At 55.5% G+C, this 26376-nt stretch carries 20 protein-coding genes and 1 pseudogene; 11 read left to right on the forward strand and 10 right to left on the reverse strand.

Annotated elements, in window-relative coordinates:
* Positions 1-213: 213 nt before the first annotated feature.
* On the forward strand, positions 214-2451 hold the full coding sequence (locus ACXAET_RS17895; RefSeq protein WP_475188113.1) for a methyl-accepting chemotaxis protein: 2238 nt from the start codon (positions 214-216) through the stop codon (positions 2449-2451).
* A 765-nt stretch (positions 2452-3216) separates the two neighbouring features.
* A pseudogene (locus tag ACXAET_RS17900) lies at positions 3217-3973 on the forward strand (IS5 family transposase).
* A 419-nt stretch (positions 3974-4392) separates the two neighbouring features.
* Here the strand turns inward: ACXAET_RS17900 and ACXAET_RS17905 are convergent.
* Entirely contained in the window at positions 4393-6372 is a 1980-nt protein-coding gene (locus ACXAET_RS17905) for a bifunctional 2',3'-cyclic-nucleotide 2'-phosphodiesterase/3'-nucleotidase (RefSeq protein WP_475188116.1), read from the reverse strand.
* Positions 6373-6464: 92 nt separating this feature from the next.
* On the opposite strand from ACXAET_RS17905, the gene ACXAET_RS17910 reads away from it, so the two are divergent.
* The gene (locus tag ACXAET_RS17910; RefSeq protein ID WP_475188118.1) at positions 6465-6725 is read left to right on the forward strand and encodes a hypothetical protein; all 261 of its coding nucleotides are present in this window, start codon (positions 6465-6467) and stop codon (positions 6723-6725) included.
* Positions 6726-7021: 296 nt separating this feature from the next.
* Here the strand turns inward: ACXAET_RS17910 and ACXAET_RS17915 are convergent, their stop codons facing one another.
* The 9 genes from ACXAET_RS17915 to nanR form a co-directional block, all read right to left on the reverse strand.
* Complete coding sequence (locus ACXAET_RS17915; RefSeq protein WP_475188119.1) at positions 7022-8008, reverse strand: ABC transporter permease; 987 nt, start codon at positions 8006-8008, stop codon at positions 7022-7024.
* Positions 8005-9504: a sugar ABC transporter ATP-binding protein gene (locus tag ACXAET_RS17920; RefSeq protein ID WP_475188122.1), complete on the reverse strand. Its 1500-nt coding sequence runs from the start codon at positions 9502-9504 to the stop codon at positions 8005-8007. The genes ACXAET_RS17915 and ACXAET_RS17920 overlap by 4 nt, the downstream gene beginning before the upstream one ends.
* Positions 9501-10646: an ABC transporter permease gene (locus tag ACXAET_RS17925; protein WP_475188124.1), complete on the reverse strand. Its 1146-nt coding sequence runs from the start codon at positions 10644-10646 to the stop codon at positions 9501-9503. Before ACXAET_RS17925 ends, ACXAET_RS17920 begins: the two co-directional genes overlap by 4 nt.
* A 63-nt stretch (positions 10647-10709) precedes the next feature.
* A complete protein-coding gene (locus tag ACXAET_RS17930; protein WP_475188126.1) occupies positions 10710-11705 on the reverse strand; it encodes a sugar ABC transporter substrate-binding protein in 996 nt (331 codons plus the stop codon).
* A gap of 89 nt (positions 11706-11794) precedes the next feature.
* Positions 11795-13189: a four-carbon acid sugar kinase family protein gene (locus ACXAET_RS17935; protein ID WP_475188131.1), complete on the reverse strand. Its 1395-nt coding sequence runs from the start codon at positions 13187-13189 to the stop codon at positions 11795-11797.
* On the reverse strand, positions 13186-14439 hold the full coding sequence (locus ACXAET_RS17940) for a ribulose-bisphosphate carboxylase large subunit family protein (RefSeq protein ID WP_475188136.1): 1254 nt from the start codon (positions 14437-14439) through the stop codon (positions 13186-13188). The genes ACXAET_RS17935 and ACXAET_RS17940 overlap by 4 nt, the downstream gene beginning before the upstream one ends.
* Positions 14436-15479 carry a Gfo/Idh/MocA family protein gene (locus ACXAET_RS17945; RefSeq protein ID WP_475188140.1) on the reverse strand — a complete coding sequence of 348 codons (1044 nt, stop codon included), beginning with the start codon at positions 15477-15479 and terminating at the stop codon, positions 14436-14438. Before ACXAET_RS17945 ends, ACXAET_RS17940 begins: the two co-directional genes overlap by 4 nt.
* Entirely contained in the window at positions 15476-17308 is a 1833-nt protein-coding gene (locus tag ACXAET_RS17950) for a D-apionate lactonase family protein (protein WP_475188146.1), read from the reverse strand. Before ACXAET_RS17950 ends, ACXAET_RS17945 begins: the two co-directional genes overlap by 4 nt.
* A gap of 104 nt (positions 17309-17412) precedes the next feature.
* Positions 17413-18135, reverse strand: a complete 723-nt coding sequence (gene nanR, locus ACXAET_RS17955; protein WP_475188151.1) for a transcriptional regulator NanR — start codon at positions 18133-18135, stop codon at positions 17413-17415.
* A 233-nt stretch (positions 18136-18368) separates the two neighbouring features.
* On the opposite strand from nanR, the gene ACXAET_RS17960 reads away from it, so the two are divergent.
* The 8 genes from ACXAET_RS17960 to ACXAET_RS17995 all read left to right on the forward strand — a co-directional run bounded on the left by ACXAET_RS17960 (position 18369) and on the right by ACXAET_RS17995 (position 26345).
* Complete coding sequence (locus ACXAET_RS17960) at positions 18369-19202, forward strand: phosphogluconate dehydrogenase C-terminal domain-containing protein (RefSeq protein WP_475188156.1); 834 nt, start codon at positions 18369-18371, stop codon at positions 19200-19202.
* 4 nt (positions 19203-19206) lie between these two features.
* Positions 19207-20070, forward strand: coding sequence for a sugar phosphate isomerase/epimerase family protein (locus ACXAET_RS17965; RefSeq protein WP_475188160.1), 864 nt, complete (start codon positions 19207-19209; stop codon positions 20068-20070).
* A 54-nt stretch (positions 20071-20124) separates the two neighbouring features.
* The gene (locus ACXAET_RS17970) at positions 20125-21567 is read left to right on the forward strand and encodes an ABC transporter substrate-binding protein (protein WP_475188162.1); all 1443 of its coding nucleotides are present in this window, start codon (positions 20125-20127) and stop codon (positions 21565-21567) included.
* A gap of 57 nt (positions 21568-21624) precedes the next feature.
* On the forward strand, positions 21625-22491 hold the full coding sequence (locus tag ACXAET_RS17975; protein WP_475188166.1) for a carbohydrate ABC transporter permease: 867 nt from the start codon (positions 21625-21627) through the stop codon (positions 22489-22491).
* The gene (locus tag ACXAET_RS17980) at positions 22488-23315 is read left to right on the forward strand and encodes a carbohydrate ABC transporter permease (RefSeq protein ID WP_475188170.1); all 828 of its coding nucleotides are present in this window, start codon (positions 22488-22490) and stop codon (positions 23313-23315) included. The genes ACXAET_RS17975 and ACXAET_RS17980 overlap by 4 nt, the downstream gene beginning before the upstream one ends.
* Positions 23316-23318: 3 nt before the next feature.
* Positions 23319-24386 carry an ABC transporter ATP-binding protein gene (locus ACXAET_RS17985; protein WP_475188175.1) on the forward strand — a complete coding sequence of 356 codons (1068 nt, stop codon included), beginning with the start codon at positions 23319-23321 and terminating at the stop codon, positions 24384-24386.
* A 64-nt stretch (positions 24387-24450) separates the two neighbouring features.
* A complete protein-coding gene (locus ACXAET_RS17990) occupies positions 24451-24933 on the forward strand; it encodes a hypothetical protein (RefSeq protein WP_475188178.1) in 483 nt (160 codons plus the stop codon).
* A gap of 221 nt (positions 24934-25154) precedes the next feature.
* Positions 25155-26345, forward strand: coding sequence for a helix-turn-helix domain-containing protein (locus tag ACXAET_RS17995; protein ID WP_475188180.1), 1191 nt, complete (start codon positions 25155-25157; stop codon positions 26343-26345).
* Positions 26346-26376 lie beyond the last annotated feature (31 nt).

A 26376-nucleotide genomic window follows, 5' to 3' on the forward strand; every position in this document is an offset into this window, starting at 1 on the left:
ATGTTTGGCCTAAACGGCATTGAAGCTATCGGAGTGCTGCATCACATGCGCGCTCGATCCTTTTTACGCAGTGGAATACGCAAGCAGACACACGCTTTGGATCATGTGCGCGAAGGCCTGGGTAACGCCCCGCGCAGGTGCGCGTTCAATCATTCCTTAAACTATTCATGGGATGTGGCGAGAAGAACAGACTAACAGGATTGAGATTTAGATATGGGCGTTAGGTTTGGGACAATTTCGGCGAAACTTCTTGCAGCCACTACCGTCGCGATCACCGGACTGATGCTGTGCTTCACGGCATATGCAGCGTTTGAGAAATCCAAGGAAGTAGAAGAGGAAGTGTTAGACCGTGCGACGGGATATGCCAATGAGCTTGCTCTGAAGCTTTCGACCGAGTTGATTGAGGCAAGTTCGGCCGCATCTGCACTGGGCGGCGCAATTTCGGGGTTGGTAGCGGAAGGCAACGCCACAACCGATCAGGTCATCAATTTGATGAAGGGGGTACCCCAGCGATACGATCTGGTGTTTTCATCTTACATGAGCGGCATTCCAAACGGCATAACCGAGCAGTTTATTCGGGGTCTTGAGGGTCGGAATGATGACGGTGTGTTTACGCCCTATTGGACCAAATCCAAAACGGGTGAGCTGACTTTTGAAACATTTACGGTCAACCCAAATGAAACCGGCGAATGGTATCGTCTTCCGATTGACACCGCAAAAAGCGCGATCACCGAACCTTACCTGTCAGAGGCGGGGCGCTTGCTGACTTCTGTTTCTGTTCCGGTTTTCGTCCAAGACCAGATCATCGGCGTTGCTGGTGTCGACATTCTTTTGGATGAATTGACGCAACTGGTGAACGACTTTTCGGTGTACGAAGGTGGCAATGTGATGCTCATTGGGCAGGGTGGTAAATTCCTGGCTCATCCTGATGCGGACATGCTGACCAAACCTTTTGAGGACGAGGGGCAGGCAGAGTACCGCGCCGCGATGGCAACGGGCGAAACACAAGTGCAATCCAGGCTTGCAAGCGGCGCAACACGTGTATTCCTGCCTTTTACCGCATATGGCATGAACAAGACTTGGGTTGTTGTTTTAGAAATCCCGCGAGACGTATTCGTAAGTCCGGTACGCTGGAGTGTGGTTGAGCAGTTAATCACTGGGTTCTTGCTGCTGGTATTGACCCTTTCAACTATTTTCTTTTCCGTTCAGGCGTTGGTGAGCCGCCCCTTGGGAACCCTTCGTGGTGTCGTTGAAAATCTGTCCGCAGGCAATGTCGACGAACCCATTGATCTTCAGTCGCGCCGCGATGAGATAGCCGATATTTCAGTGTCAGTCGAAACCCTGCGCCAGGGCCTGGAACAGAAAAAAGATCTGGAAATCGCCCGGCAGAAAGAACAAGGCGAACAAGCAGATGTTGTGCAATCGCTGGCTCAGGGTCTGCAACACCTTGCGGCGGGTCAGTTGGATGCAGAAATCGACGAGGAGATGCCGGGGCGTTACGAAAAATTACGGCAGGATTTCAACGCGACCGTTTCTACGCTGAAGCGCACAATTGGTGAGGTTGTTGACGCCGCCGGATCGATCCGCGATGGCTCTGTTGAGATCAGTCAAGCCTCTGACGAGCTATCGCAGCGCACCGAAAGCCAGGCGGCGACCTTAGAACAGACAGCGGCCGCGCTTGATGAGTTGACCGCCTCGGTAAAATCTGCCGCCGAAGGTGCTCGCAACGTAGAAAACTCGATGGGTATTGCAAAAACCGAAGCCGAAGAAAGCGGCGAAGTTGTACAAAACGCTATTCAGGCCATGCACGAGATCGAGCAGAGCTCGAATTCGATTTCCCAGATTATCTCGGTAATTGATGACATTGCTTTCCAGACAAATCTGCTGGCGCTCAATGCCGGCGTTGAAGCAGCGCGCGCGGGTGAAGCAGGTCGCGGGTTTTCGGTGGTTGCCTCAGAGGTCAGGGCATTGGCACAACGCTCGTCTGAAGCCGCACGAGAGATCAAGTCTCTGATCGGAGAAAGCGCACAAAACGTCCAACAAGGTGTTGTTTTGGTAGGCAAAACAGGAGAGGCGCTCAACAGCATCATGGAGCGTGTTACCCATATCTCGAAACTGGTCTCTGACATTGCAGAAGGTGCAGCCGAGCAATCCATGGGATTGGGTGAGATAAACTTGGGCGTCAACCAACTTGATCAGGTCACACAAAAAAATGCGGCCATGGTCGAGGAAGCCACAGCTGCAGGTCATATGCTCAAAAGTGATGCAGAGCGACTTACGGAGATGGTCCGACACTTTACCATCGATGGTACTCGTGGCGCTGACGCATATTCGCTGCCGCACGGGTCTGACAGCAATAACAGAGACTGGTCAGAGGAGGTTTCACGGCAACAACCCATGGCGATGGCGGTCGGGGATTCGTCTTCAACACGGATTTGGCAAGAGTTCTGATCCTGTAAGCGCAGACAGAATCGTAGAAAGACAGGACTGCCAATTGTAGTGGCAGGGCGAGCGAGCAATTGGTTGAATTCGCCGAAACGCTAAAAAGGCGTTGCTGTGTAGTGCTCGGGATGCTTCAACTCTTCAAAAACTCCACGGGTCCGGGACGCAATGATGCCCCGGGCCGATTTCCAAGTTCTTGATGTGGAAAGCATCCCTCGCCGGACCAACCCTGTAAATCTAACGGGAAAGGAAAAACACCAAAATGCGTTCGGTTTAAACCTTTCCTCGCTCAGATAAGGCTGCCGATAGGGTTGCAGAAAATAAAATGGAACCGCGCACGGGGATATCGCGGACAACGTCCCGGCAGGCACGATGTCATCAAATCGCCGAACCAAAACGCGAACCTGATAGATCCGCAGAAGGTCCAACAACGGAGGAAGGCAAACCAGTGAGCGCAGCTTTTCACTCGATGGACATGGTTGTTGACCCCACGCTCTGAAACTGGTGCCGACGCATTATTGCAGGATACAGACGACCGCGAATTCAATGTGCATACGTCGTCAGCAATGATCGCAACGTTAGTTTGCCAGGGATTTCCAAGTTGCTTGGGCGTTCTGATCCGGTTAACCGACTGGCTCCAAGAACTTATCGTCTATGCACCGCCACAAGGAACTGCGGTTCCTTCGGCAGGTCATCGTCTTTATGGTCTAGATTCAGGATGCATTGATTTAAGGGTCGCGGCGGGATTCACGGCACCGAAAACGGAGCTATGGCATGAGCGACCTTTCTTGGCTCACGGCCGAGCAGATGGCCAAGCTTTCCCCTTTCTTTCCGAGGGCGTATGGAAAACCACGTGTTGTTGACAAGAATGTGGTGAGTGTAATTACCACCATCAATCGCAATGGTTTACGGTAGCGTGACGCCCCCAAGGAATAAGGGCTGCACAAAACGCTCTACAGCCGGTGAAAGCGTTGGAGCGAGAATGGTATCTTCGTTCGGATTGTGGTCTGCTTGGCTACCGAACACGGTGAGGAAAAGACCGTGACGATCGATGCGACCTACCTGAAAGCACACCGTACCGCGACCATTATGGCCTTGAAAAAAGGGGGCGTGTAGGTCTGATTGGTCGAACCAATGGTGGCATCAACACCAAACTGCATACTATCTGCGACAGCCAAGGGCGGCCGCTCAGCTTTTTTGTCACCGCTGGTCAAGTCAGTGACTACATCGGTGCTCGAGCATTGCTCAGCAGCGTTTCAAATGTGGACTGGCTGATCGGGGATCGTGGTTATGATGCCGACTGGTTCCGCGCGACGCGTTGAATGACAAGGGGATACACGCCTGCATCCCCGGCAGAAAGCAAAGCAAAATTACTGTGAAGTATGACAAGCGTCGATACAAACGGCGCAACCGTATTGAGATTATGTTCGGCAGGCTCTAGGATTGGCGGCGCGTGGAAACACATTATGTTCGAAATTCAAAGGTCTTCCTCTCCGCCAGCGCCCTCGCGGCAACCGTCATTTATTTGTAATGAATCCTGACATTAGGTCTATCCGTGTTTTGCCCTCGGTGCAGTCGATTTTTAGAGTAGACTTGCTCAACGCGGCATGACGGTCAACTAGGCTCAGGCTCATACCAACAGAGCCTTTCGCGTCCGCCATGATCATTCTCTGCCTTCGAAAATCACTACGCCAGAACTAGCGTCTTAGATGAAAGTGGAAGCCGATTTCGCGGCCACGACAGTCCGACGTGGGAAGACTTTGCCTGTCTCGATCATAGCCAATCAAAGAGGTAAACACGCGAACAGCAGAGTTTTTGCCACAAACCCATCGCGGACCCGTTGTTCAAAGGCAAACTCCGTCACAACGGGTCAGACAAGCGGGCTGCATCAGCCTGATGCACCCACTGCCAACAAACCAACTGTCCCTGCAATGAAGCAAAAAGGTTGGATCAGAGATTGATACGGAAAGCCGCAAAACCGTCTTTGCCTTCGCCGGCATCCTCAATCGAAACACCTTTGACGTCATCTATGTAGTCGCGTGCCTTCGGGCCAGTCTCGAACAACACGGTCGTGTCTTCAAGTGGCGCAAAAGACCAGTTTGCATCTGCCTTTGGATCAATCGTTCCCTGCTCAACAATATACCGCACGATGACGTCGCGGTTGGTGTCCGGTGCCTCAAATACAATTGTATCGCCCAATGCACCGGGGAATGAGCCGCCGCCTGATGCGCGATAATTGTTGGTGGCGATGATGAACTCCATGTCATCTGTGACCGGCTCACCATTGAAGGCAAGGTTCACGATCCGGGCCGCATCGGGGTTGACCTCTTCACCTTTGGGGCCAAAGCGGGAAGGCTGGGACAGATCGATCTGATAGGTCACACCGTCCATCACGTCAAAATTGTAGGACGGGAATTCCGGATTGAGGAGGATCGCGTCTTTCGATCCTGCCTCGACCTGATTGAACATACCGGCAGACCGTTCCAGCCATCCACGCACTTGGGCACCGTTCACGCGCACTGCACGGACCGTGTTCGGGTAAAGATAAAGGTCTGCCACGTTCTTGATGGCAACGTCCCCAACCGGAACATCGGTATAGTAGTCCGGCCCACCGCGACCGCCGGCTTTGAAGGGCGCTGCCGCAGACAGAATAGGCAGTCCTTCGTGCTCGGTGCCTTTCAGCATCTCTTCGATATACCATTTTTGTGCAATGGATACGATCTGCACAGAGGGGTCATCCGCGACCAGCGCGAAATAGCTGTGCAAGGGGGCAGATGTCTTGCCGACAGCGCGCCGCACATAGGCCAGTGTTTCGTCGTGTTCTTTGGCAACCGAGTCGAGAACCTTTTGATCGTCTCCGACCAAAGCAGTGATCGAGCGGTCTTCGTTGCGTTTTGAAATCGGTCGCGCCTCGGACGTCGTGGTCACCACGCGCCATTCATTTCCGTCCCTTTCCAATAGCAGGTCTAACAAGCCAAGGTGCGACCCCCAGAAGCCGCCCATTACGGCAGGTTTGCCCATTAGTGTGCCGTTCTCCACATCAATCCCGGGGCGATCTGCAAATGTAGGCGACGGGAAGACGAGGTGATTGTGACCCGTGACCAGCGCATCGATCCCGTCGACACCGGCCAGAACGACCGACGCGTTTTCCATACCCTCTTCATGGTCCGCACCACCGATCCCCGAATGCGACAGGGCGATGATCAGGTCACACCCCTGTTCCTTCATCTCAGGCACATAGGCTTGCGCGGTTTCGACGATATCCCGTGTTTCGACATTACCGTCCAGATGCTTGCGGTCCCAGTTCATGATCTGTGGCGGAGTGAAGCCGATGACGCCAATCTTGATTGGATGCTTTGTGCCATCGCCCATTTCGATTGCGCGATCGAGAATGACGTAAGGCTGCACGAGCGTCTTGTCGTCGCGAGGGTTCGCGCCCTTTTCTTTTGCGACATTTGCCAAAACAACGGGGAACTCAGCCCCGGCCAAAGCCTTGTCCAGAAACTCCAACCCATAGTTGAACTCATGATTGCCAAGAGTTGCGGCATCATAGCCGACCGTGTTGAATGCGGTGATAATTGGGTGGCTGTCCCCGTCTTTCATGCCACGCTCATAGGCAATGTAGTCCCCCATCGGATTGCCCTGCAAGAAATCACCATTGTCGACCAAGAGAGAATTCGTCGCCTCAGACCGGATTTCATTGATGATCGAGGCAGTACGCGAAAGGCCAACCGTGTCACGAGGTTTGTCAGCGTAGTAATCATAAGGGAAGACATGGACGTGTATGTCTGTGGTTTCCATGATCCGCAGATGCGCTTGATTGTTTGCTGCAGCAGCTGAGAACGGATGCAGGGTGATCGCCGCAGTGCCGGCGGCCGTCGTGGCAAGAAACTGGCGACGCGAAATAGAGGAACGGTTGGAAAAAGACATGGGTCACCTTTCAAGTGTGTTGGCCAACGCGGTTTTGTACACTTTCCACAACAGCCGTGTGACATTGGTTACCAGCATATCTGACGCGTCGATTGCAGGATATGCTGAACAACACCATACTCAAACTTCAAGGACTTGCTAAGGGTCCGTCGCAAAATCTGGCGTTGACCGAAGCTATCGCTCTGGTTGGTTTGATTTGTCCGCGCTCTTTGCAAATTAACGGGCCCAATTTTCTTGAGTCCAAACTGCCCTTTTTCGGTCAAATAAAAAGTAGCGATGCGAGCAAAAGTTGCTCAAGCGAAGCTTTTGAAGCCGAGCATCGCGCGCGCGCACACATTTTGATGAATTGCTGATCCTGTTCAATTGCGGTGTCGATGCAGATCGACCTTGCACCTTCGATGCCCGCATAAACTGACGGCCCAAAAACCTGCGCCGTGACGGTGGGGTGACTCGTACCGTTTTACTCCGTCGCCATTGGACCATCACATGAGCACACTGTCTTCGCGGTACAATGGGATAAATATGGTTCTATTCATCAAGCGTTCGTGTGCGTACGGAATTTGCCGCCACTTTCGTTTCCATTCTGCGGCCAAACCAGCCGCGACACGCCTACTGCTCAATCGAGAAGTTGGTACTGCTGTTTTTCAGCTTAACCAATCGGACGGATGAACCGTTTTTTCAAGCTTTCAAGGCGCAGTTCACGAAGCGAGTCAAAGAAGACCGCAACAAAAATGATCAAACCTTGAAGGATGGGTTGCAGGTACAAATTGATGCCTGCAAAGACCAAACCCGATTTGACGACCTGAATCATCGTCGCGCCGACGACGGCACTCCACATCGATCCAATGCCCCCGAACAGACTTGCACCACCAAGGACTGCAGCCGCAATCACATCAAATTCACGCCCTTCACCGAACCCGGCATCCAAACGGCCGATCTGGGCGATCAACACAAAACCGGCAAGTGACGCACAGGTCGAACAAATGATGTAAACCGATGCCTGAATCTTGCGTGTATTGATCCCGGCTTTGCGTGCTGACTCTGGATCGTTGCCAAAGGCATAGACCTGCCGTCCAAATGTCGTTTTCGACAAAACGACATGCGCCAGAAGGGCCACTGCGGCGAAAACCAAGATGGGCATGGGAACGCCAAACACCTTGGATAGGCCAAACGCTCTTAGGTCTTCCGAGAAGTCGAACTGCCGTGAAGACGTGAGCCATGCGCCAAAGCCCCGGAAAAAGAAAAGCGTCGAAAGGGTCACGATGAACGGAATGATACGCAGAACGACTATGAAAAAGGCGTTGATCGAGCCGATCACAATTCCTGCAAGCACAGCTGTAATCAAACCGCCGGTAACGCCAACGCCAAGATCACGCATGGCAAAGCCTGCAATCAACGGTCCAAGATACATCGCCGACCCAACCGACAAATCGATCCCGGCAGTCAAAAGGACAAAGACCATTCCAATTGCGGCTATGCCGATGAACGATGCCTGTTTCACCACATTTCCAAGGTTTTCAGGCCCTAGGAATGTCGGCGCGTTCAGTCCAAAGGCCAGAAGCAAAAAAACAAACATGACCACGGTGCCGTGGCGCGAGAGAAAGTCTAACACCAGTTCATTTGTATTCTTGTTCATTGGCTGACTTCTCCGAATGCCATTGCCAGAATGGCGCTTTCCACAAAAGAGCTCCGGTCAAATTCTCCCATGATCTCACCGCGGTTCATGACCACAATCCGATCACACATGCCTATCAGTTCTTCCAACTCTGACGAGATGAAGAGGATCGAGTCCCCCTCGGCGGCCATCGTGTCGGCAAGCGAGTAGATTTCGTATTTGGCGCCGACATCCACGCCGCGCGTTGGTTCATCAAGGATGAACATACCCGGTTGGCTCATCAGCCATTTTCCGATGACGACTTTCTGCTGGTTGCCACCCGACAATGCCCGCACCGGCTGGACATGAATGTCACCCGCCTTGACGCGGACTTCGTCACGCATTCGCTCCACATCTGTCTTCAGCTTCGCCCGGTCCAGTAAGCCGACAGGCGCACGCCCAAATGTCTCGACTGAAACAAGGCTCAAGTTGTCCGAAATGGCCGCATCCATCATCAACCCTTCTTCGCGCCGGTCCTCGGTTACAAAGGCAAGCCCTTGCGCGATACGGGATCGAATACCGCCTTCCAGCACCTGGTTGTTGAGACGCATTTCCCCACGTTCCACCGGATCCAAGCCTGAGATGATACGTGCCAACTCGCTGCGGCCCGATCCCATCAACCCGAACAGACCAAGGATTTCTCCTCGCCTGATCGAGAAGGAAACATCCTCGATGATACCGGGTTGGGAAAGGCCCGTCGCTTCGAACAAAACGTCTTCGGACGGCGGCGCAGTCCGGTCCGGGAACAGGCCGCCCAACTCGCGGCCGATCATGGCGCGGATCATTTCGGGGATGCCGAATTCAGAAATCGGGCCCTCTGCAACAAGATTTCCGTCGCGCAGGACAGCAACCCTGTCACACATTGCCTGCACATCAGATAGGATGTGGCTGATATAGATGATCGTCTTTCCTGCCGCTTTCAGCGCCCGCATCGTGTCGAACAACCGGGCGGTTTCGCGCGGGGTAAGCGACGTCGTCGGCTCGTCAAAAATGATAAGCTCCGCGTCGGAATGAAGTGCCTTGGCGATCTCGACGATCTGCCGTTCACCGGGGGCCAGGTTGTCGATCTTGGTTTCGGGACGGGCATCCAGGTTCAGTTGCTTCAACAAGTCACTGGATCGGTCTCGAATTGCGCGGCGATCGATCATCCCGAATTTCGTGGGAAACCCGTCGATGAATATGTTTTCGGCGACAGTCAGGTTGGTGAACAGGTTCAACTCCTGATGGATAAAGGCGATCCCACACCGCGTGGCATCACTGGCGCCATTGGGCCTATAGCTCTCGCCACACCACTCCATATTGCCGGATGTTGCCGAGACGACCCCGCCAATCATGTTCATAAGGGTGGACTTGCCTGCCCCGTTTTCACCAATGAGGCCAAGCACCTCGCCCCTGCGGATTTTCAGGTTCATGCCGGAAACGGCGGGAACTCCAAAGTATTCCTTGCGGAGGTTTTTCAGCTCGAGAAGCACGCTCATGTTGACTGCTCCCGCATGATCTTGGTTCGCAACACGTCCAACAGCGCAGCCACAAGGATGACCCCGCCCTTCACCATGTCGATATGAAAGGAAGACAGGTTCATCAGGTTAAGTGTGTTGGACAACAGCACAAAAAACAGCACCCCGAACACGGTCCACAAAACCTTGCCCTTTCCGCCGAAAAGGCTGGTGCCGCCGATCACCGTCGCGCCGATTACATCAAGAAGGAACGTGCCTTCACCTAATGTGGGTCGTCCGGCCTCGAGCCGCGCAGAGTAGAGGATTGCTCCGATGGTGGCGCAAAACGCCGAGATCATGAATACCATGATGATGATGCGCCGCACCGGAACACCCGATATTTCGGCCGCCTTGCGGTTGGACCCGATGGCAAAGACCTGTTTGCCAAATACCGTGCGCGAAAGCAGGATGTGTGCCACGATGGACAGGGTCACAGCGATCACCATTGGATAGGTGATAAACGAGTAAATCTGACGCCTTGGTATCTTGCTGGTTTCCTGCGGCCCGAAATAGACCGACACGATATCGCCTTTACCAAGCTTGACATAGGCCTCGGGCAGGTTCCGGATGTTTTCGGACTGGGTCAGGTAAATGGCAAAGGCCGACACGGTCATCATCGCCACAAGCGTGACCATGAACGGCGGCATACGAAAAAATGCGATGGCCGCGCCGTTTAGAAAACCGATAAACACACCGGCCATCACCATGCAGATCAGTGCCAACGAAAGTGCTCCGGCCTGCCCATTGAACAGGCCGCCGGACTCGTCAATGAACACGCCCCATACTGGCGCGTTGCTCAGTACGTCCGGCGACGCGGTGGTGGCAGCAAGGATCGCCAGCACAACGGATGTAAATCCGATTACAGCCCCCTGGCTCAGGTCGATCCCGGCGACTGTCAGAACAAAAGTCTGGCCCACGGCAACCACTAGCAAGGGCCACATGTTGGAAAGGACATTCGAGATATTGGCCGGGTTCGACAGCGTCGGCAGGAACGGCACCAACATCAGGAAATAGGCCATCGACAGGTAAAGCACAAAATAGTCGGACAGAAAGAGTCCCTTGACCCGATTAGCAACTTCAGCTCGTCGCAAGTCGAAACCGTATCTGGTTGTCATAGTCGTCATTGCTCCCGCCCCAAGTGTCTTTTGGGCGGGCGGTCGTAACCGCCACTAACCCCGGTTCTGAGCTTAATTGTCCAAGAAGCCGTCAGCGAGAAGGACGCATCCCCACATATCCATTTCGCGCTCGTCGATATTGTCGGCCGTCAACGCAAAGCCCGGATCCTCGATCACTTGGTTGGGTTGTGCTTCTTCGGCCTCGATAGCCTTCAGAATGGCGTCCAGCGCGGCCTCAGCTTCGAAAAACAGGTCCTGTACTCCTGTTGCGTCGACATACCCCTCTTTGATCAGTTTACAGGCAGTTGCGTCACCATCGAGACCACCCATCAGGACATGCCCCTCTTCCCCTCTCTTCTTCCACATACCGCGTGGCTCGAATACCGAACGGATGGTCGGGAACAGGAAATCGGACGAGGTGAACAACAGGTCGATGTTGGGGTTCGCGGTCACGGCCGCTTCAAGGTTGGCAAGTGCGGTCGCGGCATCCCATTCCGATGCAACTTCGATTGGGGTGTTAAACGCATCGCCATGACGGTTGATGGCATTGTAAAACCCATTTTTGCGACCAACTGCGTTGGGGTCGCCAAGATCACCAACGATAATCAGTGGGGTCAGCTTCTCACCGGGGTTCTCTGCAATCGCCCTTTGCGCAAGATATTCAACCGCCTGATCGGCAATGGACGCGTTGTCGGCCACGACAACAATGCCGCGCGACAGGTCGGACGGTGGGCGATTGAAGACCGCGATAGGCACATCGTTGTCCTGAGCTTCCTTGACAATGGTGACAGCACTTTCACCGTCCTGCGGAATAATGATGATCCCATCGACGCCTTGGGCGATACAGTCGCGGACCTGCTCAAGCTGCCGGTTCGCATCTTCATTAGCGTTACGCTCAATGACGGTGTGGCCTTTCTCGGCCAGAGTTCTCGTGATCGCGGTGTGTCCCGCAACCCAGAACTCAGTTTCCAGGTCTTGAAAAGCGAAACAGATATTTGCCGCCGAAGCCGGCGCTGCAAGCCCCATTGCCGCAGCGGTTGCTGCAATTGCTAAAGCATTCTTTTTCAATGGTCTTCTCCCTATGTTGGTTGGAACCTGATGGCTCCGTTTTCAACGCGCAAAGGCGTCTTTTCCCGGCATCGCATGGCGCCAGGTTCTCATGTGAGTGTGGCTGTAAGCTCTCCTTTTTCCGATGTCGCCAAGCTGCCCAGGCGCAGACGTTCATAGAGGTCCGTCGGACCCATCTGTCCGCCCTTGAGCATGATATGAATCGGTTCGCGGTCAGGATCCGCAAAGTGGCCTGTGTGCAACGCCGCGCCACCGGCAAGCGGGAACCGCGGTGTCAATGCAGCGATCCCCAGCGCCGTCGTGGCATGGCTCGACGTGTCGCCCCCGGCAATACCGACCCGTGTCAGTTTCTGAGCGTCCACGAGGCGCGCAAGGATGCGCCCCATGACCCGTGCTAGGGCGATCCGGGCTTCGGACAAAGAAAGCCCGGTCTCAGTGGCGGCCTCGCGAAACGCGCTGATCCGCGCGTCTGACGGGCCGTTTGCTGCGTGCAAGATGACATCCCTGCCAGCCTCAATCTGGACCAAGGCTGCAAGAACGGCCGCATCCTCGGCGGCCTTGGCGCGACCTGCGGCAATGTCGGGCGAATTCACTGCAACCGTGCCAAACCCCGCAGCTTCGGCATGTGCGATCTGCGCGGCGCTTTGCGGGGACTGCGACCCGGAAACGACAACTACTGGTCTTTCGGCTGGTCCCAGGTCTTTGACTTTTCGAGCCGAACACAGCCCAAGGTCGCGCCAATGTGCAGCGAGGCCGTTGGACAATCCTTGACTACCAAATGCGATGCCTATCTTTGGGCGTAGATCCCAAATTGCAGCGGCGATGTGTTTCTCGGTCTCTGCGTCGATCACATCGACTGACACGACGGGCCGCCCCGCGTCAAGCTCGCGCCGGAACGCCGCACCGGGACCGTCAGGCGACCGAATATCCTCTAGCGATACCAATCCAAGACCCAGCTCAGTCTGGGCAGAGAGGTGGCGCCGCGTGTCACTGTCACCGATGGGGGTCGATGGATGCCGAGACATTGTGTCATGCCGGTCGATGCGAACCACGCCGCTGCGGTCTGACGCGAACAGATGCCCAAACGCCTGGTACCTGCGGAATTCTGGGGATGCAAACATAACCGGGGTCAGCACCTTCCCCGTGACGCGTGCCCCGATCTCAATAGCGCGCCCAATCGAGCCGATTTCGGGCGAGGAATCCATCGTCGAGCAAACCTTGAATTGAATGATCTCTGGCTCAAGATTCTGCAGCCAATCAAAAATTTTCGGCAACTCCCGGTCCATCCAGTCCGGTGACTGCGATCGGGCGCTTCCGGCAATGCCAATCGCGGCGACCCCTTGAAACCGGTCCAGAAGATCTTTGCCGGGTAGTTCGGTGAACAGCACAGACTCCAGGCCATATCCGTCGAGAATTTCAGCCACCACAGCAGAGCCCGTGAAGTCGTCGCCATACCAGGCCAGTATGGGTCGGTTCACGCTCATACCCGCGAAGTCTCCAACGCGCGTGCCAGCGCGGGCGATCGGGATGCGCGATCCGACAGCGTTTCGCCAGCCATGGCCGCATCCCATGCCTCGCGGAAGGCTGCAACACCTGCCGCCATCCCGTCGGGGTGGGCGACAATTCCGCCGCCCGCCGCATGGATCAGGTCCGCCGATCCGAGTGCTGCCAATGTGTCCGGTGCCTGTTTCGGCGTCTGCCCAGACGAGAAGACCGGCATGGCGATGCAAGGTTTGTCGTCGAACATGGGTGTAAGGCAGTCGCGAGCCGAGGCAATGACACTCTCATCCTCTTCACAGAACTTGTTTGCCAGCCCGTTGACGTGGCAATGATCCGCCCCGGCAAGCCGCCACAATTTGGCCCACGCGGGATAAGACCAGCCCAAAACCGGATGCCGCGACAGCGCACCCCAACCATTCCGGTGCGCATGGATCGGCAATTGGGAATGGCGTGACAAGGCCAGAAACCCACTCATGCCAACCGAGTTCAAACTGACCATGACGCAGGTGCCGCCCAACTCGCGCACGAGATCATGCCGCCGTCGCATCTCGTCCACCTCTCCGGTCAGGTTAAAGGCGAACATGACCTTTTTGCCGGTGCGGTCGGCGTGACGGTTTATGACATTCATGACGGCCTTTGCCCGGTCGTCAAACGGGCAGTTCGGACCATCAGACTGCAACTCGTCATCCTTGATGAAATCGATCCCGGCTTTGCATAACTCGTCAACAAACTCGGCGGTGTCCGACGGCCCGAGCCCAACGCTTGGCTTGATGATGGTGCCAATGATCGGACCAGTCGCCACCGCAGTCAGATCACGCGTCCCGGACACACCGAATTTCGGGCCAGAATAGGCGTTGGCGAAAGATCGGGGCAGACGGATATCAAGTAACCTGAGGCCAGAAAAGGCACTTAATTCAAATAGGTTACCTGCTACGGTTGCAATCAGGTTCGGCAGCGACGGACCAATATTTTCAATTGGCCAAGACACGGTCACCAAGGCACGCCGAACAGCGGCACCGTCCTTGCGCACCGCGCCGGGCAAAGATGGGTGCTCAACAGGATCCAACTCTTCAATCCGCTCAACCCGCGCTCCGGCGCGCATCCGCAGCTCAGAGGTTTCGCCGGGAACACGGACAAAGGTACCAGATGATTGCTCACCCGCCATCGACTCAGCAGCTTGATCCAACGGTACGGCTGTTTCGATCAGGTAGTCGGCCTGAAAGCGTTCGGTCATTCCGACACCTCTTCATAGCTGGACATGTCGATGACCGCGGCCCGTGCAGCGGAGTCGTAGGACGCCAATGCAAGCTCCAACGTCTTGAGATTGTCGGTGCCAGAGGGTTGCGGCAGCGCCTGTCCGCGCAGAACTTCAACCACGTGCCGTTGAAAATTGATCACGCTGTCTTGAACCGCATGCCAGGGTTTTTCTCCCCATGCCGGCACTTCCGGCTCAACGTCGAAGACCCGCGAGCCATCGCGCCGCTCAAGGATCAAACGATACCCGTTCTCCAGCCGCAACGTTCCCTCGGGGCCTTCGACGCGCGTCGCCGTTTGCGGGAAAGGATCGGGGCTTTCGACGGAATGGAAGCTTGCCTCGACCAGCGAAACGCCCCCGCCCTCATGCCGCAGCAGAGTCGAGAACGCATCCTCGCCGGTCACACTGGGATTGAGGCGCTGCGTCGCGCAATCCAATGAGGCAACATCCCCCATCAGAAAGCGGGCCAGATCGTAAACATGGACCCCGACATCCATCAGCGCGAGGCGCGAAACCTTGGCCAGATAGGGTTGGTTGGCGTAAATGTCAAAGCCATGGCGGAACCGGATATGCGCGTAGTGCGGAGTACCAATCGCCCCGGCATCAATATGGCGTTTCATTTCCACGAACGCCCGCTGCCAGCGGAAATTCTCGTGCACCATAAGTGTTGACCCTGCAGCTTCTGCAGCTTCGACCATGGCCCGGGCGTCCGCCTGGGTTTCCGCCATGGGCTTTTGGCAAATCACAAGCGATGCTTTTTCTACGGCCTTTTGGGTGACGGCAAGATGCGTCGGGGGCGCAGTCGCGATGTCCACGAAAGATGGTTTGATGCGGTCGAGCATCGCCTCGACATCCGTAAACCATTGCGGAACTTCGAATTTGTGCGCAGTTTCTCGGGCCTTGCCCTCATCCAAATCGCATACCGCGACAATATCCGCGCCTTCGATGCCAGCCCATGCGTGCAGGTGGTTCTGAGCGAAGAATCCGCACCCCACCAAAACTCCGGTAAACGCGGTCAAAGCGGAACCTCCAATTCCAAGAAAACCAAGTCGTACGGCGCCAACCGTATATCCGACACCGGCTGACGCACCGCCAATGAATGCCAATCCGCCTGCATCCGCGCTTCGGCCTCCGTGGCGTCGTTCAAGAGCCACATCTGACCCGGTCCGTTTAGTGGCAACGTAACGTCGGTCTGCCCACAATTGGCCATCACACAGCGCCCCCCTGCACAGATGACCCGAACGTCAGGAGGTAACGTACCGGGCACATCTGCGGCACGCTCAGCGCGCCAGGGCAGGAAGGACAACAAATGATACAACGGGCTGTATTCACGACACTTTTCAGTTTTGCGCGTCACACCGAAGGGACCAGACAATCCGGCCAGTGCAATCGAAGCGACACCGGCTTGCGCCGCTACCTCATACGCCCCCAGTGCAAAAGCCGCGCCAAATCGGGTCCATTGGCGCGGGTCCTCCTGCGCCATTGCAATCAGGCGACCACTCGGGTTGGGAACCACAGCGGCGCCATACGGATTCGTCCGCATGCCGATGGACGACAACCCGACACGGAGCGGCATATCACCAGCGATTTTCTTTGCGCTTTCAAAAACCTGTGGCAAGGCTTCGAGCGTCTGCATGACAGACAGATCATCCGCGGCATGGACTATGGCGGTCGTCGAATGGGTCAGAAAATCGCCCTCAACACCCTTTGGACGGTAGCGATTCAACTCGGTGAAATTCGTCAGCATTCCCAAGCCGATTTCCGCATCCGGGAAGACCTCGCGCGTCAAACTAGCCGCCGTTTCGGGCGACAGACCGTCAGGCCAGATGCCATCGGGTTGGTAGCTTGCAAGATAGGCTTTTGGAAGCGCTGTAACCCGCCGCACGGAAGTCTCGTGCGCCTGAATGACGTCAGCCACTTCGCGCAGAAAAGCGTCGTGGCCGGTTTCGGGTAGAACAAGCTCAAGATCAAACGCCGTCGCGCCCAATGGACATTTGGGCAACTGAACCTGACCCTTTTCGACCCGCCAAATCACGCTGTCGGGTGCAAGCGCGCCCAGAACTGTTTTTGCGTCGCTTTCAGCGTCCCAACAGGTTTCGCCTACGACACTCACCTTTGGGATCGACATGATGCGACCGGTCGGCTTCACCGTGGCCGCAGAGGGATTGTCCGCCGCCCCAATCGCGACGGTCACACTCTGACGGAGTACCTCGCCCGGCTCGATCCGGTATGGAAATCCCAAAGACAAGGGACGCGAGTAGGTTTTGAAAGATGCATCGGTCCAATTCCGCTGATCTTCCATTTCGAAGCAGTCACCTGAAAACGCGATATTGACGAGATGACCGCCAACCTGATGCTCCATCGCTGCAATGTCCGTCGCGGGTTGTGAGGGCATCACTGCTTCTGGAAACTTCGTGACCTCGGTTTGGCCGTTTGAATGTGTGACACGCAACGGGGCACCGACCACGCCATGCAACGGGGACAGCAATACGAACCCAACACGATTAACCTGCAGGGGCCTTAGCGCTGTCGCCTCAAGGCTTGCGGTCATCCCTCCGGGCCCGACTTCAAAAACAACAGAGCCACTGAGGCCGCCATCCATCGACAAAAACCGGAAACTCAGAACAAACCGGTCATCCTCGCGGCTTGTTATCCATTCAGAGTACTCCAGCTCTGCCGTTGCCCAGGATGCGTCACGGGCCAGAAATTCGACGCTTCGGACCAGCTCAACCCCGTCGACGCTGAAGCCGCGCAAACCATTGGGAAGCGTTTGGAAAGTGACCATTCCAAGCTGCACGTCCTGACCGTCTCGCGGTTCTGACCGGTCGTTTTCGTGCGCTTCCATCATAACGTCAGTCCCCTCCCCGAGAATCGACATATCTAATATTATGTTATAGTCATTATACCAGTTCAACAAAAAAATCAGCACACGAGCCTGACTTGTCACCTATCCTAGTAAAGATTAGCCTTTTGATACAAAACATTAGCCCTGTTTAGATGGTCCGCCATTCGCTGCCCCGCCAGGTCAACGTCACCATCTCGTATGGCTTCAAGCAGCGCTTCATGTTCCTGCATTGTCAGCCGCTCAAGCCCGGGAACACGCACCATGTCGATATGAAAACGCCGCAGCCACTGAAACATGGAAGAAGATGCAGCTGTCAGAATGGGATTTCCGCCGATTTCCGCAACGCGCTCGTGGAACTTCTCGTCGAGGCTAAGGAATTCGGGCACATTTTCAGCAGTTTCGCTGGCCTTCGCTACAAGTTCAGTGAGGTCTTCAATGTCTTTTTGGCTGCGCCGTTCCGCGGCGACCCGCGCATTCCTGACCTCCAGGATCAAACGGACCTCCTTCAAGTGAGTCATCGTGGCTTCGGAATGGGCCAGAACATGGTGCATCGTCAGCGCGAGCTGCTCAAATAGGGGCTCCAAAGTCGGTTGTGCGATACGAGGCCGCTCTCCGTGACGTACAACAATCAGACCCATGGCCTGCAAAGACTGCATCGCCTCGCGGATCGCGGGACGGCCAACACCATACAAAGACATAAGCTCACGCTCGGAGGGCAATGCGTCACCCGGCTCCATCCCCTCTTCGTCAATGCTTGAAAGAATACGTTCCCGCACCTCATCCGCCAACTTTCGACGGCGAATCGGCTCTGTTTTTCCGGATGACTGCATATGACTGCTTACCACTTTCCTGGCCAAAAAGGCTCGGCTACCGCGTTTCTAAAAGATGCCCCAGTACACTCTAATCTTCCAAGACGTAGCGCAGTTACCCTGCTTCTCCGCTGAAATCTATTGCCGAGACGGTGTGCGAAAGAAAAGTGTGGCGATACAGACATCATCTGGTATGATAAGTATATTAGCTGATAATTCCAGCGAAAACGCTACGACACAGGGGACGAAACAAAATGACCAAGAAAATCGCCATACTCGGTGCCGGTGGCAAAATGGGATTCCGGATCACCAAGAAGGTGTTCGATGCAGGGTATGACCTATCGGCAATCGAGATCGGCGAAGAAGGTCGCGACCGGCTTAAAGACGCAAAGATCCCCGTCGTGGATGGCGACGACTGGATCACTACCGTTGATGTGGTCGTTTTGGCTCTGCCTGACTCCGTGATCGGCAAAGTTTCAAAGGACATTGTACCTAAAATCAAATCTGGCGCGATGGTCCTTATACTTGATGCGGCTGCCCCCTATGCTGGCGTTCTGCCGGAGCGGGCCGACATCACTTATTTCATCGGCCACCCCTGCCACCCGCCGCTTTTTAACGAAGAAACCGAGTGGGATGCGCGCCGGGACTATCACGGCGGCGTCGCCGAGCAGGCCATTGTCTGCGCCTTGATGCAGGGACCCGAGGAAGATTATGACCTTGGCCGCGAAATCTGTGAGGTCATGTGGTCGCCGGTCATCCGCACCCATCGTGTGACACTTGAACAGTTGGCCATCCTTGAACCCGGCCTCAGCGAGATGGTGGCCATGCCCTTCATCGACATCATGGTCGAGGCAGTTGATGAGTGCGCCAACAAGTACGACATTGACCGACAGGCGGCATTTGACTTCATGATCGGCCATCTGAACGTTGAAATCGCCATGTGGTTCGGTTTTGCACCCAAGGTACCTTCAGACGCTGCGCTGCGGCTGATGGAATTCGCCAAGAGCATTGTCGTGAAAGACGAATGGCGCGCTGCGCTTGACCCGAAAAAGGTCAAAGAGGCCGCCGAACTGATCGTGCGCGGCTGACATCATGGGGTCGGTCGGCGTTTCGACTGTCGTGTTTGATGGCTACCCGATGGAGGTTGCCTTCGACACGCTTGCCGAAATGGGCATTCGGTCAGTCGAGCCGGCTTTCATCGCGGGTTATGTTGATTTCGACGAAGCAACTTTTTCGCGCGCCTCTGCAAAGTCAATGAATAACCTGCTGACATCTCGTGGGCTGATAGCTGGCGCGGTATCTGCGCATATCGATTTGGCCGCGCCAGACGCCCGAGAAATGTTGGCACGCCGGGTCGACTATGCCGCCACGATTGGCGCGAGGTTCCTGATCACCAACAGCACGACACGTGCGCAGGACGCTGCGTTTCGCGCCTGCATAACTGCTGCACTTGAACAGGCCAAGGACGCAGACGTTGTCATCGCCTTGGAAAATCCGGGGCATGGCCAAAACGACTTGATCGGCAACGGGGGTGATGGTGCGCGCCTTATCCGCGAGATCGATAGTCCCAATCTGCTGCTGAACTATGACTTTGGGAATATTCACACCTATAGCGGCGGTGAACTCCGCCCCGAGGACGATTTCGAAACTGCCGCACCTGTAACCGGACACGCACATCTGAAAGACATGCGCGACACCGGCAATGGTTGGGAGTTCACTGGGATTGGCGAGGGCGACCTGGATTATTCTGCAATTGCCCGCTCGGTTGCACGGAACGCCCCGAATGTGGCGACCACACTAGAGCTGCCTTTGCGACTTCGCAGGCCGGGATATGGCGATCCGATCCGCACCGGTGACCGGCTTTCACTGCATCAGATCAAACACGCAATCAAGACATCGCTTGCCAACTGGGAAACAGTCCTGGCGCGCACTGAAGAGACAACAGGAACAACTTGATAGGAACCAATCAAAACGACCAACAACTTTCGACAAAAGTCTTGGGAGGAGACAATGAAGAAAAATTTCATACGTTCCGCGCTGGCGACTCTTGGTGCTGTGGCGGCTATGTCAGGCACCGCAACTGCGCAAAGCGCGGCAGAGGTGGCGGTCGAGGCCGCCAAGCAATACTCTGGCACCACATTGAACGTGCTTTACGAAGCCGGGCTGCAACCGCTTGACCCTAAAAATTTCACCGGCCCCCTTTGGGAAGAATTGACAGGGATCAAGATCAACGTGATCGAGTCGCCAGTCGACCAGATTTTCACCAAGACCATGCAGGCTCACATGGCCGGATCCGGTGCCTATGACGTTTTAAACGTCATTCCGAACCAGATGCCCGACCTTGCGCTTGCCGGAGCTTTGGAGCCGCTGGACGCGTATGTCGACAAATACGGTTTCCGCGCCGAATTGGACCAGATCGCCCCGGTCTATCGCGACAACCAGATGAAAGTGGAAGGACAGATTTTCGGATTTCCCGATGATGGCGACGTCCTGATCCTTTATTATCGCCGCGACCTGTTCGAGGACGCCGACAATCAGGCAGAATTTAAGGCGAAGCATGGTTATGACCTGGCACCGCCAAAGACCTGGAAAGAGTTTTCGGAAATCGGGCAGTTTTTTACCGATAAATATGCACCGGATCTGCACGGGGCCGGAATGCTGCGCCAACCCGGCGGCGCTCAATACCTGTTCCAAGAACGGTTCCGGGTTGAAGGCGGCAAGTTCTTCGACGCCGACACCATGAAGGCGACGATCAATTCCGAGGTCGCTGTGCGCGTCTTCAACGAAATGCTTGAGGAAAACAAGTGGATGCCCGCAGGGGTCGAGCAGTGGGGCTTTATCGAAGCGTTCAACGCGTTCCTGTCAGGTGACATTGCCATGACCATTTCCTGGCCTCCAGTCGGTCGCTGGGCCGCCGGATACGGCAAGGGAACCGAAGCACTGAACTGGATCCCGGAAACCAAGGTGGCGGATAAGATCGGCTATGCTCTGCCACCGGGTGGCAAGCCAGAGCTTGCGGTCGGCTTCTCCCTGTCCGTAGCCTCGGATTCAAAGAACAAAGAGGCGGCATATCTGTTCATTCAATGGATGAACAGCGAGGACATCAGCCTTCAGCGTGTTCAGTTGCCCTATGCCTTGCGTGACCCGTTCCGCGCCAGTCATTTCGAGAGCGAAGAGTACCGCAGCCGCTGGCCCACTGCGCCGGAGTATCTGGACACACTAAAAGCGGGCGCCGAAACCGGTCTGCTGGACCTCTCGCTGATCCAGACTGACCGCTACGAGGAAGGTTTGCGCCAGGCCATCAGCCGTCTTTGGGCAGGTGATGACCCCCAGACCATCCTTGATGAATTGGCCGCGCAGTGGGACGAACTCACCGAACGGATTGGAGTTGACAAGCAAAAGCGCGCTTATACCGATTGGGCCTCAAAACCCAACGCCTATCCTGACAATTAAGTGCAACCGCCGGGCCGCGCGACGCACGCGGCCCGGCCAATCACACGGCCAAGATCCATGACCAGCGACGCCCGTTTCAAATATGCACTGATCATGCCGGCGGTCTTCGTGATTTTGCTGATCGGCCTTTACCCGTTTGTCAAACTGGCGATTACCAGCTTTCAGGACATCTCCATGTTCGGCAGGGACACGAGTTTTCAGGGCTTCGTCAATTACCAGCGGCTGTTCGACGATGGCAGACTTTGGAGTGCGCTTTTGCGAACGCTGGTCTTTACGATTGTCGCGCTGCCAATAGAACTGGTTCTGGGTTATCTCATGGCGCTTCTGTTCCTCGAAGATTTGCCATTTCGACGCACATTGATTGCCATCATCCTTCTGCCCACTGTCATTTCACCTATCGTTGCGGGTGCCACATGGCGGCTTATGTTCGACCAGCGGTTTGGCCCGATCAACCAGATCATCTCGTGGTTTGCGGGACGCGATGTCGAGATTCTTTGGACTGTTGAGCCCGAATTTGTTTGGCCCGCTATTTTGGTGGCTGAGGTTTGGCAATGGACACCGTTCCTGTTCCTGATCCTCATGGCCGCACTGTCAAATCTCGACCGCGAACAACTGGAAGCCGCCGAAATTGACGGCGCAGGTCCTTGGATGAAGTTTCGCCGGATCATCCTGCCCGCGATCCTGCCTGTTGTCGTGATTGCCGTGCTGATCCGCGGGTTGGATTTGTTCCGCATCTTCGATGTGATCTGGACCATGACGCAGGGCGGCCCTGGCACCCGGACCGAAACGATCTCGATCTATGCCTACCAGATGGCATTTCGGGAGTTTGAAATCAGCTATTCCTCTGCGCTGGCCTTTCTCGTCATATTTATCCTGACGCTCCTGGTCCTGTTCGCATTGCGCCGCGTTGAGATTGCACGATGAGCCGCCGCGAGACGCCCACCCGCCGCAAAATGCGCATCACGATAGCCATTGCCATTGCCGTCGTCTTCTTCTTCCCGATCTATTGGCTTGCAGCTATCTCGGTGAAATCACCGGAAGAGATTTTTGCCTACCCTCCGGTCTGGGTGCCAGCATCCCCGCAATTCCAAGGCTACGCCGCCCTCTTCCGCGATGGGGATGTCTGGACCATCTTCAACAGCCTTGTGACCGCAGGCGTCAGCACCGTGGCGGCGATGATCATCGGGACCGCTGCGGCCTATTCCATCACGCGGTTCAAAACCGGTGGAGACAATCTGGCGATCTGGATCATCAGCCAGCGTATGATACCGCCGATCTGTGTCGCATTCCCGATTTTCCTTCTGTTCGTGTCACTCAAGCTGGTTGATACCTATTTCGGCCTGATCTTGCTCTATACCGCGTTCAATCTGCCATATGTGGTCTGGATGATGCGCGGCTATATTCAGGAAATCCCGTTGGAGCTGGAACAGTCGGCGCTGGTTGACGGTCTGTCGCGCTGGCAGGTCCTGGTCAAGGTGGTGATGCCGATGGCGCGGGCCGGGTTTTTTGCCACTGCCGTCTTCACCTTCATCTTTGCGTGGAACGACTTCTTGTTCGCGCTGGTGCTGACCCGATCCGAGGTCGTCACCTATCCGGTGCAGGTCACCGGGTATTTCGGGGCGCAGGCCACCTTCTGGTCCAAGATCGGGGCCATGAGCATGCTTGGCGTTCTGCCCATGTTCGTCGTTGTCGGCACCATGCAGCGCTTTATCGTGCGCGGCATGTCCATGGGGGCTGTAAAGGGATAAGGAATGCCAGAACTCACAATCGATCACGTGTCCAAGTATTACGGCGCTACTCGCGCCATCAACAACGTGTCGCTGAATGTCCCGGTCGGCGAGTTCGTCGTTCTGGTCGGGCCATCAGGATGTGGAAAATCCACGCTTCTGCGCTCCATCGCCGGGCTTGAGGATGTATCGGATGGCGATATTCGCTTGGGTGATCGATCGATCACACCGCTGCCACCTAAGGACAGGAATATCGCCATGGTGTTTCAGTCCTATGCGCTCTACCCCTATCTGACCGTGTTCGAAAACATCGCCTTCGGCATGCGCGCCCGTAAAATGCCTGAGGATGTGATTCAGCAAAAAGTGCAATGGGCCGCGTCGCTTTTGCATCTCGAGGACTATCTCGACCGGTATCCGCGGGCCCTGTCGGGAGGTCAACGCCAGCGGGTGGCCATTGGCCGTGCTATTGTCCGCGAGGCCGATCTCTATCTCTTTGACGAGCCACTCTCGAACCTGGATGCCAAGCTGCGCGACGGAATGCGTGAGGAAATTAAGTTATTGCACAAAACGGTTGGCCGTACCTTTGTCTATGTCACCCATGACCAGATCGAAGCCATGACACTTGCAGACCGGGTGGTTCTGATGCGCGATGGGGTGATAGAGCAAGAGGGGCCGCCGCTGGAGCTTTTTAACAATCCGGCAAACACTTTTGTCGCGCAGTTCTTGGGCTCACCAGCAATAAACCTGATCCCGGTAAAGCTGGGAAACAGCGGAACTCGGCTCATTCTGGCAGATGGTCAACAGATTGACTGCCCCAACTTCGCCGGGCTGCCGGATGGCGACTATCACTGGGGTGTACGGCCCGAACACGTCACGACCCAAGGCAACGCGAACAGTCTAAAGGGCATGATCGACGTCATTCAGCCAACCGGTCCGCGCAGTTATGTGACGCTTCGATTGGGCAATGAAAGGCTCGTCGCCGAGGTGCCGACCGGCACCGCGACCGAGGGCGTGGATGCGTTCCGCTTTGGTGTCAGCATGGAACGCACGTTGTTATTCGACCCGATTTCCGGTGCCCGCCACATTCAATAAAAAGGCATTCTGAGCGCCAAATCGGAATGGCACATCAAGGCCAGCACGGGCGTCTACACTTTCAGTGCCACTTTTGGTCGAAGTCGTCCCAAACGTAAAAGTCTCACGAGCAACGGGCGCATTGCCGCGCCTGCGTATTGGGACCTTCCTGGTCGACGGTTGTCAGTACATTCTCTGGTCACATACCGAATACGACGAAGCCTTGAACGCACGGAACAACAGGACCGGGAACATCAAGATACCGGATGCGTTGACGCAATTCAGACCCTGCATCAGCGGGGGAGACTATACGACGACATATCGCGGTATGACCGAACTGCCCGGTGCGCTTCCGGCTGGTACATTGATCTATGCATTAATGTCTTCGTCCACGTTCTCTGCAGGGATCACGAGCCGCGTGTTTCTCCAAATGACCGCTGCGCAAGGCGAGTTGGAGGTCGTCGGCCACAACGTCGTAGACCGAGTACAATTCTGTTCGGAAGGTGGCAACAAGACGCCGCCCACTAGCGCCGCGGTATTGCATCTTTCCACGGGCTTTGATGTCTAAAACGGGAAACGCAGCTTTCTCAATGCCCGCTTCCAGCTTATCCATGCGTAGCGTCCCTGGACCGGCAGCTATTGCCCCGATCATCTGATGCCAGTCCGGTTCGAACAATAGACACGCGGGTGGCATGCGGCTTTCGAACCTTGCGACAGGCTGACGTAAAGCGGCTGCATTGAATTTCCCAAGCAATCGTTAGAAAAGGCCTCAACTGAGGTCGCAATACTATGGAAATTCACGAAGAGCTCTATTGGGAACATCTTGGCTTGGCCGGTGCGCTGGCCGTCTCTGTCTTTGTGCTGTTGGGGCTGTTGTTGCGCTTGCGTGAGACACCGCAGCCACGGATGCATATCTGGGCGATGATCGCGTTTTTTGCCGTCAACATTTGCGACGGTCTGAATTCATTTGCTTACTCGGATGCTTTCGAGGGTCCCGCGGCGTTCTACCGGTGGAATGACGTGATCATCCCCGGTTTTATGGTGGCGATGTATTTTTATGTACGCGCCTTGACGAGTGCAGTCCCCAAAGTGGATCGCACCGATCTTTTCCATCTCCTCCCATTTGTTGCTGGATTTCTTTGCCTGGCCCCAACTCTGATCTTACCGGGAGATGTGCGGGTCGGCCTTGTTGAGGGCGCAATTTCAGACCGGCACATGACCCTCATCAACACTGGAGAGACAGCGTTCTGGATCGTTTGGGTCCTTATCCTGATTGTCTACGGCACAATCTGCATTCGGCGGCTGATCCTGCACAAACGGAATATCCGAGACGTATTTTCCGATCTCGAAGGTAAAACGCTGCGCTGGCTCGACGCCTTGGTCGCAACGATTTTGACCATCGCGCTGATCGTCATCATCGATGAAATATTACAACTGCTGGGTCATCATTCCCTGCGAGCCGGTGTTTGGTCATTGCTCTTCGATGTGGCATTGCCGGTTTCTTTTGGCATCTTCGCCTTGCGCGCCAATCCACCTTTACCAGGGTGGACCGGGCCTGTGATTGAACAAACACCCCAAAAAGAGATCACTGATATGCAAGATCAGTCGACATCTCGCTACGCAAGGTCCGGCCTCACTGAGGCAGACGTGGAACGCTATGCGGCAAGGTTGGACAAACGCATGGCGGACGGACAGCTTTGGCGCGACCACGGGCTAAACCTGCGCAGCCTTGCGTCCGAGATCGCGATTCCGCCAATTCACTTGTCAGAAGTGCTTAACACCAAAGTCGGCATGTCCTTTTACGATTATGTCAACCAATGCCGTATTCGAGATGCCTGTGAATTGCTGATCCAAAGCAATGACACCATTATCGAGATTAGCGAGACTGTTGGCTTCAACGCAAAGTCGACATTCAACACCAGCTTCAAGAAGGTGACCGGTCAAACCCCCTCGCAATGGCGGGCAACCCATAAGCCGTAGACGTTGATTGAACGATCAGTTGCGCTGGCTG

It is taken from the genome of Ruegeria sp. AWH4_226 (assembly GCF_056159225.1).